The 16,344-nt window shown below is 71.9% G+C and carries 14 protein-coding genes; 11 read left to right on the forward strand and 3 right to left on the reverse strand.

Going from position 1 to position 16,344, the window contains the following annotated elements; genetic code table 11:
* From ACWGJY_RS28425 to ACWGJY_RS28465, 9 genes are all read left to right on the forward strand, one after another.
* Positions 1–496 (forward strand): PucR family transcriptional regulator (locus ACWGJY_RS28425; protein ID WP_453263715.1); only part of this gene is annotated, 496 nt, incomplete at its 5' end.
* Positions 497–890: 394 nt separating this feature from the next.
* Positions 891–2,351: an aldehyde dehydrogenase family protein gene (locus ACWGJY_RS28430; protein WP_453263716.1), complete on the forward strand. Its 1,461-nt coding sequence runs from the start codon at positions 891–893 to the stop codon at positions 2,349–2,351.
* Between the two features lie 499 nt (positions 2,352–2,850).
* Positions 2,851–4,770, forward strand: a complete 1,920-nt coding sequence (locus ACWGJY_RS28435) for an acyl-CoA dehydrogenase family protein (protein WP_453263717.1) — start codon at positions 2,851–2,853, stop codon at positions 4,768–4,770.
* Between the two features lie 144 nt (positions 4,771–4,914).
* Positions 4,915–6,189, forward strand: a complete 1,275-nt coding sequence (dxr, locus tag ACWGJY_RS28440) for a 1-deoxy-D-xylulose-5-phosphate reductoisomerase (protein ID WP_453263718.1) — start codon at positions 4,915–4,917, stop codon at positions 6,187–6,189.
* The gene (locus tag ACWGJY_RS28445; RefSeq protein WP_453263719.1) at positions 6,186–7,487 is read left to right on the forward strand and encodes a M50 family metallopeptidase; all 1,302 of its coding nucleotides are present in this window, start codon (positions 6,186–6,188) and stop codon (positions 7,485–7,487) included. The genes dxr and ACWGJY_RS28445 overlap by 4 nt, the downstream gene beginning before the upstream one ends.
* A 194-nt stretch (positions 7,488–7,681) precedes the next feature.
* Positions 7,682–8,839 (forward strand): flavodoxin-dependent (E)-4-hydroxy-3-methylbut-2-enyl-diphosphate synthase, encoded by a 1,158-nt coding sequence (gene ispG, locus ACWGJY_RS28450; RefSeq protein WP_453263720.1) that lies wholly within the window; start codon positions 7,682–7,684, stop codon positions 8,837–8,839.
* 176 nt (positions 8,840–9,015) lie between these two features.
* Positions 9,016–9,861, forward strand: coding sequence for a GNAT family N-acetyltransferase (locus tag ACWGJY_RS28455; RefSeq protein ID WP_453263721.1), 846 nt, complete (start codon positions 9,016–9,018; stop codon positions 9,859–9,861).
* Between the two features lie 24 nt (positions 9,862–9,885).
* A complete protein-coding gene (locus ACWGJY_RS28460; protein ID WP_453263722.1) occupies positions 9,886–10,419 on the forward strand; it encodes a GNAT family N-acetyltransferase in 534 nt (177 codons plus the stop codon).
* 251 nt (positions 10,420–10,670) lie between these two features.
* A complete protein-coding gene (locus ACWGJY_RS28465; protein ID WP_453263723.1) occupies positions 10,671–12,380 on the forward strand; it encodes a proline--tRNA ligase in 1,710 nt (569 codons plus the stop codon).
* 67 nt (positions 12,381–12,447) lie between these two features.
* On the opposite strand, the gene ACWGJY_RS28470 is transcribed toward ACWGJY_RS28465, so the two are convergent.
* From ACWGJY_RS28470 to ACWGJY_RS28480, 3 genes are read right to left on the reverse strand one after another with little or no spacing between them, the layout of a single operon-like run.
* Entirely contained in the window at positions 12,448–13,359 is a 912-nt protein-coding gene (locus tag ACWGJY_RS28470; protein WP_453263724.1) for an aminoglycoside phosphotransferase family protein, read from the reverse strand.
* Positions 13,360–13,409: 50 nt separating this feature from the next.
* Complete coding sequence (locus tag ACWGJY_RS28475; protein WP_453263725.1) at positions 13,410–13,928, reverse strand: ferritin-like domain-containing protein; 519 nt, start codon at positions 13,926–13,928, stop codon at positions 13,410–13,412.
* A 49-nt stretch (positions 13,929–13,977) separates the two neighbouring features.
* The gene (locus ACWGJY_RS28480; RefSeq protein WP_453263750.1) at positions 13,978–14,526 is read right to left on the reverse strand and encodes a hypothetical protein; all 549 of its coding nucleotides are present in this window, start codon (positions 14,524–14,526) and stop codon (positions 13,978–13,980) included.
* A gap of 160 nt (positions 14,527–14,686) precedes the next feature.
* On the opposite strand from ACWGJY_RS28480, the gene rimP reads away from it, so the two are divergent.
* Together rimP and nusA are read left to right on the forward strand one after the other, a co-directional pair.
* Positions 14,687–15,238: a ribosome maturation factor RimP gene (rimP, locus tag ACWGJY_RS28485; RefSeq protein ID WP_453263726.1), complete on the forward strand. Its 552-nt coding sequence runs from the start codon at positions 14,687–14,689 to the stop codon at positions 15,236–15,238.
* Between the two features lie 2 nt (positions 15,239–15,240).
* Positions 15,241–16,242 carry a transcription termination factor NusA gene (gene nusA / locus ACWGJY_RS28490; protein WP_453263727.1) on the forward strand — a complete coding sequence of 334 codons (1,002 nt, stop codon included), beginning with the start codon at positions 15,241–15,243 and terminating at the stop codon, positions 16,240–16,242.
* The last annotated feature ends 102 nt before the right edge of the window (positions 16,243–16,344 follow it).

Raw genomic sequence — 16,344 nt, forward strand, 5'->3', positions numbered from 1 at the left:
GAGGCAGCCGCGGGCGCGCGGCCGGGCGGGCCGGGCGGGCCGGGCGGAGCCGGGCCGCGGCGAGGGGGTGGTCGTCGGACTGTCCGCGCCGACCGGCCCGATGGCCGCCGCGAACGCCTACCGCCAGGCCGAACAGGCGCTGTCGGTGGCCCGCCGGCGCGGCCGTGCGCTGGTCGAGCACGAGGATGTGGCGGCCGGTTCCGTGCTGCCGCTGCTCGCCGACGACGCCGTCCGCGCCTTCGCGGACGGACTGCTGCGGGCACTGCGCGAGCACGATGCGCGGGGCCGCGGCGATCTGGTGGCCTCGCTGCGCGCCTGGCTCGCCCGGCACGGCCAGTGGGACGCGGCCGCCGCCGACCTGGGCGTACACCGCCACACCCTGCGCTACCGGATGCGGCGGGTGGAGGAGATCCTCGGCCGCTCGCTGGACGATGCGGATGTCCGGATGGAACTGTGGCTGGCGCTCAAGGCGACATCGGGGCCCCCGGGGGAGTGAGCGGGGGCTCAGGGGAGTATCAGGGGCACCGGGGAGTATCAGGGGCACCGGGGAGTGCGGCCGGGGAGCAGGAGTGCGGGTGCGGGCCCCTCGCGACGCTGTGGTCCGGGGCGGTGGCCCGGAAGCCGATTCTTGTGACATCGCGGCCCCTGGAGGCGGCCCGGGGCGCTGGACAGCACGCCCCCGGCGGCCCGCCCCTCCACGCGCGCCGGATCCGCGCCGGATCCGCTCCGTACGCCCGCTCCACCACGGAGAGACGGCCGTGGTGATTACTACGCTTCGGACAAACGCCACGGCGCCGCCGTACCCCTACCGTGGGTCCCGAGTCCACACCGCAGAGCCGCTCCCTGAGCCATGCGCATCACCCACCACTTCTGAAGGGCCGGGTTCCACTGTGCCGATCCCCACTGATGCAGCCCCCACCGCCTTCTGGCTCGCCGGCCGTCAGGCCACCGGCGAGGCCACCTTCGATGTCACCTCTCCCTGGGACGGACGCCTCGTCGGCACGGTGAGCGTCCCCACCGAGGCCCAGGTCGAGGAGGCCATTGCCGCCTCCGTCGCGGTCCAGGACGAGCTCGCCGCCACTCCCGCGCATGTACGCGCGGCCGCGCTGGACCACGTCCACCGCCGGCTGGTGGAGCGTACGGAGGAGATCGCCCGGCTGATCTCCGCGGAGAACGGCAAGCCCATGAAGTGGGCGCGCGGCGAGGTCGGCCGGGCCGTCTCCGTCTTCCGCTTCGCCGCCGAGGAGGCCCGCCGCTTCAACGGGGGCGAGGCACAGCGCCTGGACACCGACGCGGGCGGCGCCGGCCGGCTCGCGCTGACCCGCCGCTTCCCGCGCGGCACGGTCCTGGGCATCGCCCCGTTCAACTTCCCGCTGAACCTCTGCGCCCACAAGATCGCCCCGGCCATCGCGGCCGGCGCCCCGATCATCCTCAAGCCGGCCCCGGCCACCCCGCTGTCCGGCCTGATCCTCGGTGAGCTGCTGGCCGAGACCGAGCTGCCGGCCGGTTCCTGGTCGGTCCTCCCGGTGCCCAACGACCGGATGCCGGCGCTGGTCCAGGACGAGCGGCTGCCGGTCGTCTCCTTCACCGGCTCGGAGAAGGTCGGCTACGCGATCCTCGACTCGGTGCCGCGCAAGCACTGCACCCTGGAGCTCGGCGGCAACGGCGCGGCCGTCGTCCTGCCGGACTACTCCTCCGAGGCGGACCTGGACTGGGCGGCGCAGCGCATCGCCACCTTCTCCAACTACCAGGGCGGGCAGTCCTGCATCTCGGTGCAGCGGGTGATCGCCGACGCTTCCGTCTACGACCGTCTGGTGCCCAAGATCGTGGCGGCCGTCGGGGCGCAGGTCACCGGCGACCCGTCGGACGACGCGACCGAGGTCGGCCCGCTGGTGAACGAGGACGCCGCCAAGCGCGTGGAGAGCTGGGTGGAGGAGGCCGTGGAGCGCGGCGCGAAGCTGCTCGCGGGCGGTAAGCGCGACGGCGCCTCCTACGCGCCGACCGTGCTGGAGGACGTGCCCGCCGACGCCACCCTCGCCTGCGAAGAGGTCTTCGGCCCGGTGCTCACCCTCAAGAAGGTCGACGGGGAGGCCGAGGCGTTCGCAGCCGTCAACGACTCCAAGTTCGGCCTCCAGGCGGGCGTGTTCACCCATGAGGTGCAGACCGCCTTCCGCGCCCACCGCGCGCTGGAGGTCGGCGGCGTGATCGTCGGCGATGTGCCCTCCTACCGCGCCGACCAGATGCCGTACGGCGGCGTCAAGCAGTCCGGTGTGGGCCGCGAGGGTGTGCGTTTCGCGATGGACGACTACACCTACGAGCGGGTACTGGTCCTCACGGGTCTCGCGCTGTAACCTCCGCCCGACCCGGTCCGGACCGGTGGACAGCGACGGTCGTCCCTTGGGCCGTACACCAACCGGACCCCGGCCGGCGCACCCCCCGGCGCCGGCCCCCGACGCGGCGCGCTCCGGCACCCTGTTCCCGGAGCGCGCCGCGTCCCCCGTTTCCGGCATCGCCTCTCCCGCCATGCCGGATCGTGCCGGTAAGCGGCACGGCCGCCGTCCGGCCTCCTGTCCGAGGGGGAGCCGCGGCGGCTTCCCGGGGAGGACGGGCCGTACGTACCACCAGCGCGGAGTGCCGCACCCCCCGAAGGGCGGAGAGCGGCGAGCCAACTCGGGCCGGGGCCGGGGCGTATGTCCCCCTTGGCGTGGCGTGACCGTCCGGCCCGGCTTCCCGCCCCACCTCCAGTGGTGCAACCCGCGCGGATCGGGTAACTCTCACAAGTAGCGCTGTCCAGCGGCCGACCGGCCCGCCGGCGCAGAACTCCCGATCCCGCGGCGAGGTGAGCTCCTGATGACCGCTCCATCCATCCGCAACGTTTCCGAGCGCGAAGCACGCCAGGTCGCCGAGGCGGCCCGTGAGCAGGACTGGCGCAAGCCCAGTTTCGCCAAGGAACTGTTCCTGGGGCGTTTCCGGCTCGACCTCATCCATCCGCACCCGACCCCCGCGGTCGACGACGTACGCCGCGGCGAGAAGTTCCTCGCCACCCTGCGCGAGTTCTGCGAGACGGAGATCGACGGCGCCCGGATCGAGCGCGAGGGGCAGATCCCGGACGAGACCGTGAACGGGCTCAAGGAGCTCGGCGCGTTCGGCATGAAGATCGACCCGAAGTACGGCGGCCTCGGCCTCACCCAGGTCTACTACAACCGGGCCCTGTCCCTGGTCGGCACCGCCAGCCCCGCCATCGGCGCACTGCTCTCCGCGCACCAGTCGATCGGCGTACCGCAGCCCCTGAAGCTGTTCGGCACCAAGGAACAGAAGGAGACCTTCCTGCCGCGCTGTGCCCGTACGGACATCTCGGCGTTCTTGCTGACCGAGCCCGATGTCGGCTCGGACCCGGCCCGGCTGGCGACCATGGCGGTCCCGGACGGCGAGGACTACGTTCTCGACGGCGTGAAGCTGTGGACCACCAACGGCGTGGTCGCCGACCTGCTGGTGGTGATGGCACGGGTGCCGGTCTCCGAGGGACACAAGGGCGGCATCACGGCCTTCGTCGTCGAGGCCGGCTCTCCCGGCATCACGGTCGAGAACCGCAACGCCTTCATGGGCCTGCGCGGCCTGGAGAACGGGGTGACCCGCTTCCACCGGGTACGGGTCCCCGCCGCCCACCGCATCGGGCCCGAGGGCGCCGGCCTGAAGATCGCCCTGACCACCCTCAACACCGGCAGGCTCTCGCTGCCCGCGATGTGCGTCGGCTCCGGCAAGTGGTGCCTGAAGATCGCCCGTGAGTGGTCCGCGGCCCGTGAGCAGTGGGGCCGGCCGATCGCCAAGCACGAGGCCGTCGGCGCCAAGATCTCCTTCATCGCCGCCACGACCTTCGCCCTCGAAGCGGTCGTCGACCTCTCCTCCCAGATGGCCGACGAGAACCGCAACGACATCCGCATCGAGGCCGCCCTCGCCAAGCTCTACGGCTCCGAGATGGGCTGGCTGATGGCCGACGAACTGGTCCAGATCCGCGGCGGCCGCGGCTTCGAGACCGCCCCCTCGCTCGCCGCCCGCGGCGAACGTGCCGTCCCCGCCGAGCAGATGCTCCGCGATATGCGCATCAACCGGATCTTCGAGGGATCGACCGAGATCATGCATCTGCTGATCGCGCGGGAGGCGGTGGACGCCCACCTCTCCGTCGCCGGCGACCTCATCGACCCCGACAAATCCCTCGCCGACAAGGGCCGGGCGGCGGCCAAGGCCGGCGGGTTCTACGCCCGCTGGCTGCCCAAGCTGGTCGCCGGACCGGGCCAACTCCCGCGCACCTACCAGGAGTTCGGCCAGCTGGCCGGTCATCTGCGGTATGTCGAGCGGACCTCCCGCAAGCTCGCCCGCTCCACCTTCTACGCGATGTCCCGCTGGCAGGGCCGGATGGAGACCAAACAGGGCTTCCTCGGCCGGATCGTGGACATCGGTGCCGAACTCTTCGCGATGAGCGCCGCCTGCGTACGGGCCGAGTACCTGAACGAGACCGGTGACCACGGCCGCGAGGCGCAGCAGCTGGCCGATGTGTTCTGCCGGCAGGCCCGGATCCGCGTCGAGGAGCTGTTCGGCCGGCTGTGGACCAACACCGACGAGCTCGACCGCAAGGTCGTCGACGGGGTCCTCGACGGCAGCTACACCTGGCTGGAGGAGGGCATGATCGACCCCAGCGGCGACGGCCCCTGGATCGCCGACGCCACCCCGGGTCCGAGCCTGACGGACAACGTCCGGCGGCCCGTGCGCTGAGCGGCCCGCCGCTGCGCCCCGGGGCCGGTCCGCAACCGCCGGAACGGCCCCGGGGCATTCCGCGCGGAGCGGGCGGGGCCCGATGATCCGTACGACACGCCCTTGGTGTCCACGGCACCTCGGCGACCGGCCACAATGGACCACATGACGGACTCCCTCGCCCACCCGCATACGCGTTTCGAGCCGGCCTTCGGCGGCCTCGACGGCCCGCGCGGCCCCCGTTCCCTCGTGGTGCTCGGCTCGACCGGCTCGATCGGCACCCAGGCGGTCGACATCGTGCTGCGCAACCCCGGCCGCTTCCGGGTGACCGCGCTCTCCGCGGCCGGCGGCCGGGTCGAGCTGCTCGCCGACCAGGCGCACCAGCTGGGGGTGAGCGCCGTCGCCGTGGCGCGCGAGGAGGCGGTGCCCGCCCTGCGTACGGCGCTGGCCGACCGCTACGGCGCGGGCGAGCCGCTGCCCGAGATCCTGGCCGGTCCCGACGCGGCCACCGAGCTGGCCGCCTCCCCCTGCCACACCGTCCTCAACGGCATCACCGGCTCCATCGGCCTCGCCCCGACCCTGGCCGCCCTGAAGGCGGGCCGGGTGCTGGCCCTCGCCAACAAGGAATCGCTGATCGTCGGCGGCCCGCTGGTCAAGGCGCTCGCCGAGCCCGGCCAGATCATCCCCGTCGACTCCGAGCACTCCGCGCTCTTCCAGGCGCTGGCCGGCGGCGAGCGCGCCGAGGTCCGCAAGCTCGTCGTCACCGCCTCCGGCGGCCCGTTCCGCGGGCGCACGAAGCGGGAGCTGGCCGGCGTCACGCCCGAACAGGCCCTCGCCCACCCCACCTGGTCGATGGGCCCGGTCGTCACCATCAACTCCGCGACCCTGGTCAACAAGGGCCTGGAGGTCATCGAGGCGCATCTGCTCTTCGACGTCCCCTTCGACCGCATCGAGGTCGTCGTCCACCCGCAGTCCTACATCCACTCGATGGTGGAGTTCACCGACGGCTCCACGCTCGCCCAGGCCAGCCCGCCCGACATGCGGATGCCGATCGCGCTGGGCATCGGCTGGCCCGAGCGGGTCCCGGACGCCGCACCGGGCGTGGCCTGGACGAAGGCGCAGACCTGGGAGTTCTTCCCGCTCGACGAGGAGGCCTTCCCGTCCGTCCCGCTGGCCCGCCAGGTCGGTGATCTCGGCGGCACCGCCCCCGCCGTCTTCAACGCCGCGAACGAGGAATGCGTCGATGCGTTCCTCAAGGGCGGGCTGCCCTTCACAGGGATTGTGGATACCGTCGCCGCAGTGGTCGCCGAACACGGAACGCCCGCCAAGGGAACTTCCCTGACGGTCGCGGACGTCCTGGAGGCGGAGACCTGGGCGCGCGCCCGCGCCCGCGAACTGGCCGCCCGTGCGGCACGGACACCTTCGGAGGCTCGCGCATGACGACCTGGATGACCCTCCTCGGCATAGTCGTCTTCGTCGTCGGTCTGCTGTTCTCCATTGCCTGGCACGAGCTCGGCCATCTCTCCACGGCCAAGATGTTCGGTATCCGCGTGCCGCAGTACATGGTGGGCTTCGGACCGACGGTCTTCTCCCGGAAAAAAGGCGACACCGAGTACGGCATCAAGGCCGTTCCGCTCGGCGGCTACATCCGCATGATCGGGATGTTCCCGCCCGGCGACGACGGAAAGCTGCAGGCCCGCTCCACCTCGCCGTTCCGCGGCATGATCGAGGACGCCCGCTCGGCGGCCTTCGAGGAGCTGCAGCCCGGCGACGAGAAGCGGCTCTTCTACACCCGCAAGCCCTGGAAGCGCGTCATCGTGATGTTCGCCGGGCCGTTCATGAATCTGATCCTGGCGGTCGTGATCTTCATGAGCGTGCTGATGGGCTTCGGCATCAACACCCAGACCACCCAGGTCGGCTCCGTCTCGGACTGCGTCATCTCGGCCGCCGCCAAGACCGGCAAGTGCCCGCACGGCGCCAAGGACTCCCCGGCCAAGGCCGCGGGCCTGCGGGCCGGCGACAAGATCGTCTCGTTCAACGGCCACGCCGTACCGGACTGGGGCGCCCTCCAGCAGCAGATCCGCGACACCACCGGGCCCGCCACCCTCGTCGTCGAGCGGCACGGCGCCCAGCGGACCCTGCACGCCGACCTCATCGAGAACAAGGTCGCCAAGACCGACGGCCACGGCGGCTATGTCCCCGGCCAGTTCGTCACCGCCGGATTCCTCGGCTTCACCCCGGCCAGCGGCGTCGTCCAGCAGTCCTTCGGCCAGTCCGTGGACCGCATGGGCAACATGGTCGAGCAGGGGGTCTCGTCGCTGATAGACCTGCCCGCGAAGGTCCCGGACCTGTGGAATGCGGCCTTCAACGGCGGCGAGCGCAAGCAGGACTCCCCGATGGGCGTGGTCGGCGCGGCCCGGGTCGGCGGCGAGGTGTTCTCCCTGAACATCCCGCCGGAGCAGCGGGTGGCGACCATGCTCTTCCTGGTCGCCGGCTTCAACCTCTCGCTGTTCCTGTTCAACATGCTGCCGCTGTTGCCGCTGGACGGCGGGCACATCGCCGGCGCCGTGTGGGAGTCGTTCCGGCGGGCCTTCGCCAAGATCGTCCGGCGTCCCGACCCCGGCCCCTTCGACGTCGCCAAGCTGATGCCGGTCGCCTACGTCGTGGCCGGGATCTTCATCTGCTTCACGCTGCTGGTGCTGGTCGCCGACGTGGTGAATCCGGTGAAGCTGACCTGACGGCACCGTGTCGCAGGGCCTGCCCGGGGCGGCGGCCGGACACCTCCGTGGCGTTTGGAGGTGTCCGGCCGTCTCCTTTCGTGGGGGCACAGGGGATCGATGTGCTTGTCGCAAGTCCTGTGCCGTAATCTCGAAGACCGGAGCCCGCCGATGGGTCGCGGGGCCTAGATCCACACCTTGGGGTTGCTCGCCAGATGACTGCCATTTCACTGGGAATGCCGGACGTACCGACCAAGCTCGCCGACCGCCGGGTCAGCCGCAAGATCCAGGTCGGAACGGTCGCCGTGGGCGGAGACGCACCGGTCTCGGTGCAGTCGATGACGACCACACGCACATCCGACATCGGCGCCACGCTGCAGCAGATCGCCGAGCTGACGGCCTCCGGCTGCCAGATCGTCCGGGTCGCCTGCCCGACGCAGGACGACGCCGACGCGCTGCCCGTGATCGCCCGGAAATCCCAGATTCCGGTCATCGCGGACATCCACTTCCAGCCGAAGTACGTCTTCGCCGCGATCGACGCCGGCTGCGCCGCGGTCCGGGTCAACCCCGGCAACATCAAGCAGTTCGACGACAAGGTCAAGGAGATCGCCAAGGCGGCCTCCGACGCCGGCACCCCGATCCGGATCGGCGTCAACGCCGGCTCCCTGGACCGCCGCCTGCTGCAGAAGTACGGCAAGGCCACCCCCGAGGCGCTCGTCGAGTCCGCGCTGTGGGAGGCGTCCCTCTTCGAGGAGCACGGCTTCCGCGACATCAAGATCTCGGTCAAGCACAACGACCCGGTCGTGATGGTCAACGCCTACCGCCAGCTCGCCGCCCAGAGCGACTACCCCCTCCACCTCGGCGTCACGGAGGCCGGCCCCGCCTTCCAGGGCACGATCAAGTCCGCCGTCGCCTTCGGCGCGCTGCTCAGCGAGGGCATCGGCGACACCATCCGCGTCTCGCTGTCCGCGCCGCCCGCCGAAGAGGTCAAGGTCGGCATCTCCATCCTGGAGTCGCTCAACCTCCGCCAGCGCCGGCTGGAGATCGTCTCCTGCCCGTCCTGCGGCCGCGCCCAGGTCGATGTCTACAAGCTCGCCGACGAGGTCACCGCGGGCCTGGAGGGCATGGAGGTGCCGCTGCGCGTCGCCGTCATGGGCTGCGTCGTCAACGGCCCCGGTGAGGCCCGAGAGGCCGACCTCGGTGTCGCCTCCGGCAACGGCAAGGGCCAGATCTTCGTCAAGGGCGAGGTCATCAAGACCGTCCCCGAGTCGAAGATCGTCGAGACCCTCATCGAAGAGGCCATGAAGATCGCCGCGCAGATGGAGGCGGACGGCGTCGCCTCCGGCAGCCCGGTCGTCTCCGCCGCGGGCTGACCCACCCCCACTCGCAGCCGTCGAGCCCCGCCGCCCCACCCGGCCGCGGGGCTCGACGCCTGCCCGGACCAATCCGGCCCCCGGCGGCCGGGTGCTCCCGCGCGGGTGGAGGTAAAGTGCCAAGACCTGCTCCCCGCCTGGCCTCCCAGGCCCGTAACGGTGAGGCTTTCCGACACGTGCTGACGACCACCACCATCAAGGTCCTCGAGCCCGGGGACCTCGACGATGCGCTCGCGGTCCTGGACCGCGACCCGGTCGCCAACGCCTTTGTCGCCGCCCGTGTCCAGGTCGCCGGCCTCGACCCCTGGCGGCTCGGCGGCGAGATGTGGGGCTGGTACGTCGCCGGCCGCCTGGAGGCGCTCTGTTACGCCGGCGCCAACCTCGTCCCCGTCTGCGCCACCTCCGAAGCCGTCCACGCCTTCGCCGAACGCGCCCGCCGCCAGGGCCGCCGCTGCTCGTCCATCGTCGGCCCCGCGGAGTGCACCGCCGAGCTGTGGTCGCTGCTGGAGCCCTCCTGGGGACCGGCCCGCGAGATCCGCTCCCACCAGCCCCTGATGGTCACCACCGCACCCTCCGCCGAGATCGCCCCCGACCCGTACGTCCGGCGGATCCGCAAGAGCGAGATGGACCTGATCATGCCCGCGTGCGTGGCCATGTTCACCGAAGAGGTCGGCATCTCTCCGATGGCCGGCGACGGCGGGCTCCTCTACCAGGCCCGGGTCGCCGAACTCGTCGGCTCCGGCCGCTCCTTCGCCCGCATCGAGAACGGCAAGGTCATCTTCAAGGCCGAGATCGGCGCCGCCACCCAGCGGGCCTGCCAGATCCAGGGCGTATGGGTCGACCCCGGCTACCGCGGCAAGGGCCTGTCCGAGACCGGTATGGCCGCCGTGCTGCGCTACGCCCTCAGCGATGTCGCGCCCCTCGTCAGCCTCTACGTCAACGACTTCAACACCGCCGCCCGCGCCTCCTACCGGCGGGTGGGCTTCGAGGAAGTCGGTGCGTTCATGAGCGTACTGTTCTGACCCGCCGCCTTGTACGCTCCGAGCATGGATGACGTCGCGGTCGGCCCCCTTGATCTCGCTGCCCGCGTGGACGACGCGCTCGCCGTCCAGGCGCTCGCGTTCGGCCTGAGCGACGAGGAGATCGCCGTCCGCCGGCACATCGTGCTGCGCCACTTCGCCTGCACCGGCGCCCGCGCCCTCGGCGCCACCACCCCCACCGGCCGGCTGGTGGGCTTCGTCTACGGCATGCCCAACGACCGCGCCCACTGGTGGTCCACCGTCGTCGAGCCCTATCTCCGCAACGAGGGCCTCGACCACTGGCTCGACGACTCCTTCACCATCACCGAGCTGCACGTCCACCCCGCCTACCAGCACCGCGGCCTGGGCCGGGCACTGATCACCCGCATCACCGACGAGGCCGGCGAACCGCGCTCCATCCTCTCCGCCGTCGACACCGAGAGCCCCGCCCGCCGCCTCTACCGCTCCCTGGGCTACCAGGACATCGCCCGCCGGGTGCTCTTCCCCAGCGCCCCCACCCCGTACGCGGTCATGGGGGCCCCGCTGCCTCTCAAGCGCTGAGGTCATCTTTTTCCCGCCCCCGCACCCGAAGCCCCGCGCAGCGGACACCGCCACCGCAGGCACAACGGCGGGAAAGCCGAAAACGTGTGTCCGGGCAATGCGCAGCGAAGGGGCGCAACGGCGAGAAACCACCGCGGCGGGGAAGCGGACAACACCGGCCGAGGCAAAGCGCAGCGGATACGCATTTCCGTGCGCCACACCCCTACAGCTAACCTCCAGGCAGTCACCTTTCTTACGCAGGAGAAACTCCCATGGCCCACGCCGCACAGGTCCAGCGCATGTCCCGCTTGATGATCAAGACACTGCGCGACGACCCGGCCGACGCCGAGACCGCCAGCCACAAGCTGCTCGTCCGCGCCGGGTACGTCCGCCGCTCGTCCGCCGGCATCTGGACGTGGCTGCCGCTGGGCAAGAAGGTCCTGGAGAACGTCTCCCGCATCGTCCGCGAGGAGATGGACGCCATCGGCGGCCAGGAGGTCCTGCTGCCGGCCCTGCTGCCCAAGGAGCCCTACGAGACCAGCGGCCGCTGGGAGGAGTACGGCGACCTGCTCTTCCGCCTCAAGGACCGCAAGGGCGCCGACTACCTCCTCGGCCCCACCCACGAAGAGATCTTCACCCTCACGGTCAAGGACCAGTGCACGTCCTACAAGGACCTGCCGGTGATCCTCTACCAGATCCAGACCAAGTACCGCGACGAGGCCCGTCCCCGCTCCGGTGTGCTGCGCGGCCGCGAGTTCCAGATGAAGGACTCGTACAGCTTCGACACCACCGACGAGGGCCTGGAGCAGTCCTACGCGCTGCACCGCGAGGCCTACACCAAGATCTTCGAGCGCCTGGGCCTGGACTACCGCATCGTCTCCGCCGTCTCCGGCGCGATGGGCGGCTCCGCCTCCGAGGAGTTCCTGGCCCCCGCCGCGGTCGGCGAGGACACCTTCGTGGACTGCCCGGCCTGCGACTACGCCGCCAACACGGAGGCCGTCACGGTCAAGGTCAGCCCGGCCGACGGCTCCGTGCACGGCCCGGTCGAGGAGCTGGACACCCCCGACACCCCGACCATCGAGACCCTCGCCGAATACCTCGGCGTCCCGGCCTCGGCGACCCTCAAGAACCTCCTGATCAAGGTCGACGGCGAGATCGTCGCGGTGGGCGTGCCCGGCAACCGCGAGGTCGACCTCGGCAAGCTCGGCGAGCACCTCGCACCGGCCACCGTCGAGCTGGTCACCGCCGAGGACTTCACCGACCGCCCCGACCTGGTCCGCGGCTACGTCGGCCCGCAGGGCCTGGCCGGCAAGGCGTTCCGCTACCTCGCCGACCCCCGGATCGCGCCCGGCACGGCCTGGGTCACCGGCGCCAACAAGGAGGGCAAGCACGCCCGCAACGTCGTCGTCGGCCGGGACTTCGAGGTCGACGACTACCTCGACATGGTCGTCGTCGAGCCCGGTGACCCCTGCCCGAAGTGCGGCGCCGGCCTGCGCATCGACCGTGCCATCGAGATCGGCCACATCTTCCAGCTCGGCCGCAAGTACGCGGACGCCTTCGAGCTCGATGTACTCGGCCAGAACGGCAAGCCCGCCCGGGTCACCATGGGCTCGTACGGCATCGGCGTCTCCCGCGCGGTGGCCGCCCTCGCCGAGCAGACCCACGACGGCAAGGGCCTGTGCTGGCCGCGCGAGGTCGCCCCGGCCGATGTGCACGTGGTCGCGGCAGGCAAGGCCCAGCAGACCGAGCTGGCCCTGGAGGTCGGCGAACAGCTCGGCGCCGCGGGCCTGCGGGTCCTGGTCGACGACCGGGCCGGGGTCTCGCCGGGCGTGAAGTTCACCGACGCGGAGCTGCTCGGCATCCCGGCCATCGTGGTCGCCGGCCGGCGCGCCGCCGAGGGCGTCGTCGAGGTCAAGGACCGCCGCACCGGCGAGCGCGAGGAGCTGACGGTCGAGGAGGCCGTCGCCCGCCTCAGCGCGTAACGACCGCACGCGAACGGGCCGGTGGCCGGGGCGCACCACCCCGGCCACCGGCCCGTTCGTCCGTCCACTACAGCCAGGCCGCGAACTCCAGCAGCAGCTCGCCGCGCTGCCTCTCGCCCGCCGCCACTTCCCGTACCCCGAGATCCACCGCCCGGTACAGCGTCCAGTCGCGCAGCCGGTCGCGCTCCATGTCCAGGGAGTCCGCCAGTCTGGCCACCCGGCGGCGGGCCGCGGCGGCGGCCCCCGACCCGGCCACCAGATCCTCGAACCGGTCCAGCACCAGCGCCGCCAGGTCGTACGCCCGCTCGCCGACCACCGGTGACGGGCCGACCGCCAGCCACGGCGAACGCTCACCGGCCAGCACCTTGCCCTGCCGGAACGCGCCGTGCAGCAAAAACTCCTCGTCGGACCCGTCCGGCAGGGTGCGCCGCAGCTCCAGTGCCCGGTCCACCACCGGCCCGGCCGCGGGGGCCAGCGAACCGGCTGTCCGCAGCGCCGCCACGGCCTCCTCGGTCCGCCCGCCCAGCGTCTCGAAGGCATGCTCCGGGCCCGGCGCCACCCACAGGCGCCGCACCGTACCGGCCGCCTCCAGCAGCGCCTTGGCCTCCGGCAGCGACCGCAGCGACACACCACCCTGCAGCCGCTCCAGCAGCAGCGCACCGCCGGCCTCGTCGGACCGCAGCAGCCGTACCGCGCCCCAGCCGTCCCACGCCTCCAGCGCCGCCCGCTGGTGCGCGGAGTCCCGGCCGGGCACCGGGAACTTCAGCGCCGCCGGTGTCCCGTCCTTCTGCCGTACGAGGGCCAGCAGACTGCTGCGGCCACCGGGGGCGTGTACCCGCTCCAGCGTCAGATCCCAGGCCTCCAGCCGCTGCTGAACCAGCGTCGGCAGCGCGTCGAGCCACTCCCGCACGGGGCCTTCCGGATCGCCGCTCAGCGAACTCACCAACCGCTGCGGCGGTTCGACGGGTGCCGTTGCCATGCTTGAGCTGTCCCCTTTCCTGGGGCCGTGACCGCACCGCGGCCGGTCGTTCAGAGCGCGCCGGCGGAGGCGCTCGCGGCACCGGACGGGGCGGCGGCCGCGGCCCGCTCCACGAGCCCAGGGAAGGCTACGCCGCTGCCGCGCCAGCGCACCGCCCGCACTGCCGCCTCGCGCAGCGCGGCCGCCGCCTCCGTGCGCCGGGCCCGGCCGCCGGCCCGTACGAGATCCGCGTAGACGGCGGCCAGCCGGTCCTCCAGCTCCGCCGCCAGCCGGGCCGCGGCGGCCGCGTCCGGGACGGGGAAGGGCAGTTCGTAGGCGGCGGCCGCGGCCTGCGGCGTACCGCCCAGGTCACGTACCTCGCGGCGCAGCGCATCCCGGCGCGCACGATGCCCGTCGTACGCCGCCTGAGCCTCCTTGCGCCGGTCACCGGCGATCCGCCCGCCGACCACGCCGTAGCCGTAGACCGCCGCATGCTCGGCGGCCAGCGCCGCCTGTACCGCCGTCAGCTCGTCGTGCCCGCCGTCCTTGTCCTTGCGCCGGTTGCTGCCGTGAACTGCTGTGACCCTCATGTGCTCGCCCCTTCGCCGGTCCTTGCCCTCCGCCGCGCTGCCGTGCCGGTCATCCGGCCGGCTCCGCCAGCAGATACGCATGCGCCGCACCTGCCGCCGCGACCGAGGCGAGCAGCCGGGCCAACTCCGGGGGCGCGGCGGCCAGCGCCTTGGTGCGGACCTCGGCGAGCTTGCGCTCCGCCTCGGCGAGAGCCGTGCGCGCGGCCCGTTCGTCCTCGGGGACCTGGGGGTCCGACGGCCGCCGGGAGCCGTGCGGCGACGGACCGGAAGCGGGCGCCGCGGCGTCCCGCGCCGGGCCCTCGGAAGCGCCGCCACCGGGGGAGGGGGCGGTCCGTTCGTCGCCGAACGCCTCGGCGTGCCGGGCGACTTCGGAGCGCAGCGGGCGCAGCCGCGGCTCCAGTGCCGGGTGCGCGGCCAGCGTCGCGTCGTAGCGCGCCAGCAGGGTCGTACTGTCGCGGGCGGAGCGCTCGCGCAGCCGGTCGGCGGCACGGGAGTGTTCGACCCGCTCGGGGCCGGAGTCCTCGGAGCAGCCCGTGAGCAGCGCCACACCCCCGAGGGCGGCGCCGGCCAGCAGGGTCCTTCTGCGCGTGAGCGCCACTTTCGGCACGTTGCACTTCCCGGGGTCTTCCGTAGTGATCACCGCAGGCGAGAGTATCCGTGACCACCCACCGAATCGTCAGTACCCCGCCGGAACCGATAGGCTTTGACCCGACACGCGACCCACCCACAACAGCACACGCGGCCGAGGAGTCACCCGGATGAGCACCACCCAGAGCGAGAGGCTGCGCGGATTGCTTGAACCGCTCGTCGCCGCGCGAGACCTGGATCTGGAAGAGATCGAGGTGACACCGGCAGGCAAGCGGCGGGTGCTGAGGATCGTGGTCGATTCCGACGAGGGCGTCCAGCTGGACGAGTGTGCCGAACTGAGCCGCGAGGCCTCCCAGGTCCTGGACGACTCCGATGTGATGGGCGGCGCCCCGTACACCCTTGAGGTGACCTCCCCCGGCGCCGACCGGCCGCTGACCGAGCTGCGGCACTACCGCCGCGCCGTCGGCCGCCTCATCAAGGCCCAACTGACCGATGCAGCAGGGGCCGGCGAGCTGGTGGCCCGGATCCAGGCCGTGGACGAGGACGGCCTGGATCTCGAGGTGCCGGGGGTCAAGGGCCGCAAGCCGACCGCCCGCCGGGTCTCCTTCGACGAGATCGCCAAGGCGCGTGTCGAGCTGGAGTTCAACCGCAAGTCCGACAAGCGCGACGCGCAGCACGACGAGAAGATCGACGAGAACGACGAGAACAAGGAGGAGGCGTAGCCGTGGATATCGACATGAGTGCCCTGCGGGGACTGGTGCGGGAGAAGGAGATCTCGTTCGACCTGCTGGTCGAGGCGATCGAGTCGGCCCTCCTCATCGCTTACCACCGCACCGAGGGCAGCCGCCGTCGGGCGCGGGTGGAGCTGGACCGCAACACCGGCCATGTGACGGTGTGGGCGAAGGAGAACGCCGAGGACCTCACGGATCTGGAGGAGGGCGCCGAGCCGCGCGAGTTCGACGACACCCCCTCGGGCTTCGGGCGGATCGCGGCGACCACCGCCAAGCAGGTCATTCTGCAGCGGCTGCGGGACGCCGAGGAAGAGATCACGTTCGGTGAGTACGCCGGACGCGAGGGCGATGTCGTCACCGGCGTCGTCCAGCAGGGCAAGGACCCCAAGAACGTCCTGGTCGACATCGGCCGGCTGGAGGCCATCCTGCCGGTGCAGGAACAGGTCCCCGGCGAGGACTACGCACACGGCACCCGGCTGCGCTCCTATGTCGTACGGGTGGTCAAGGGCGTCCGCGGCCCGTCCGTGACGCTGTCGCGCACCCACCCCAATCTGGTCAAGAAGCTCTTCGCCATGGAGGTCCCGGAGATCGCGGACGGCTCGGTGGAGATCTCCGCCATCGCCCGCGAGGCCGGCCACCGCACCAAGATCGCCGTACGGTCCACCCGCTCCGGCCTGAACGCCAAGGGCGCCTGCATCGGCCCGATGGGTGGCCGGGTGCGCGCCGTGATGGCAGAGCTGCACGGCGAGAAGATCGACATCGTGGACTGGTCGGACGACCCGGCCGAGCTGGTGGCGAACGCGCTGTCGCCGGCCCGGGTCAGCAAGGTCGAGGTCGTGGACCTGGCGGCGCGCTCCGCCCGGGTCACCGTCCCCGACTACCAGCTGTCACTGGCCATCGGCAAGGAAGGGCAGAATGCCCGGCTCGCCGCCCGTCTCACGGGCTGGCGGATCGACATCCGCCCGGACACCGAGCAGACCGCACCGCAGGACTGAGACCGTCCGAAACGGACGGTGGCGCCGCGGCCCCGGAAAATCGGTGGCGCCGCGGCGCTCCGCCCGGAATTCTGAGCAGCCGTTCCGCTCTTTACCCCATAG

The sequence above is a fragment of the Streptomyces sp. NPDC054765 genome, assembly GCF_053612065.1.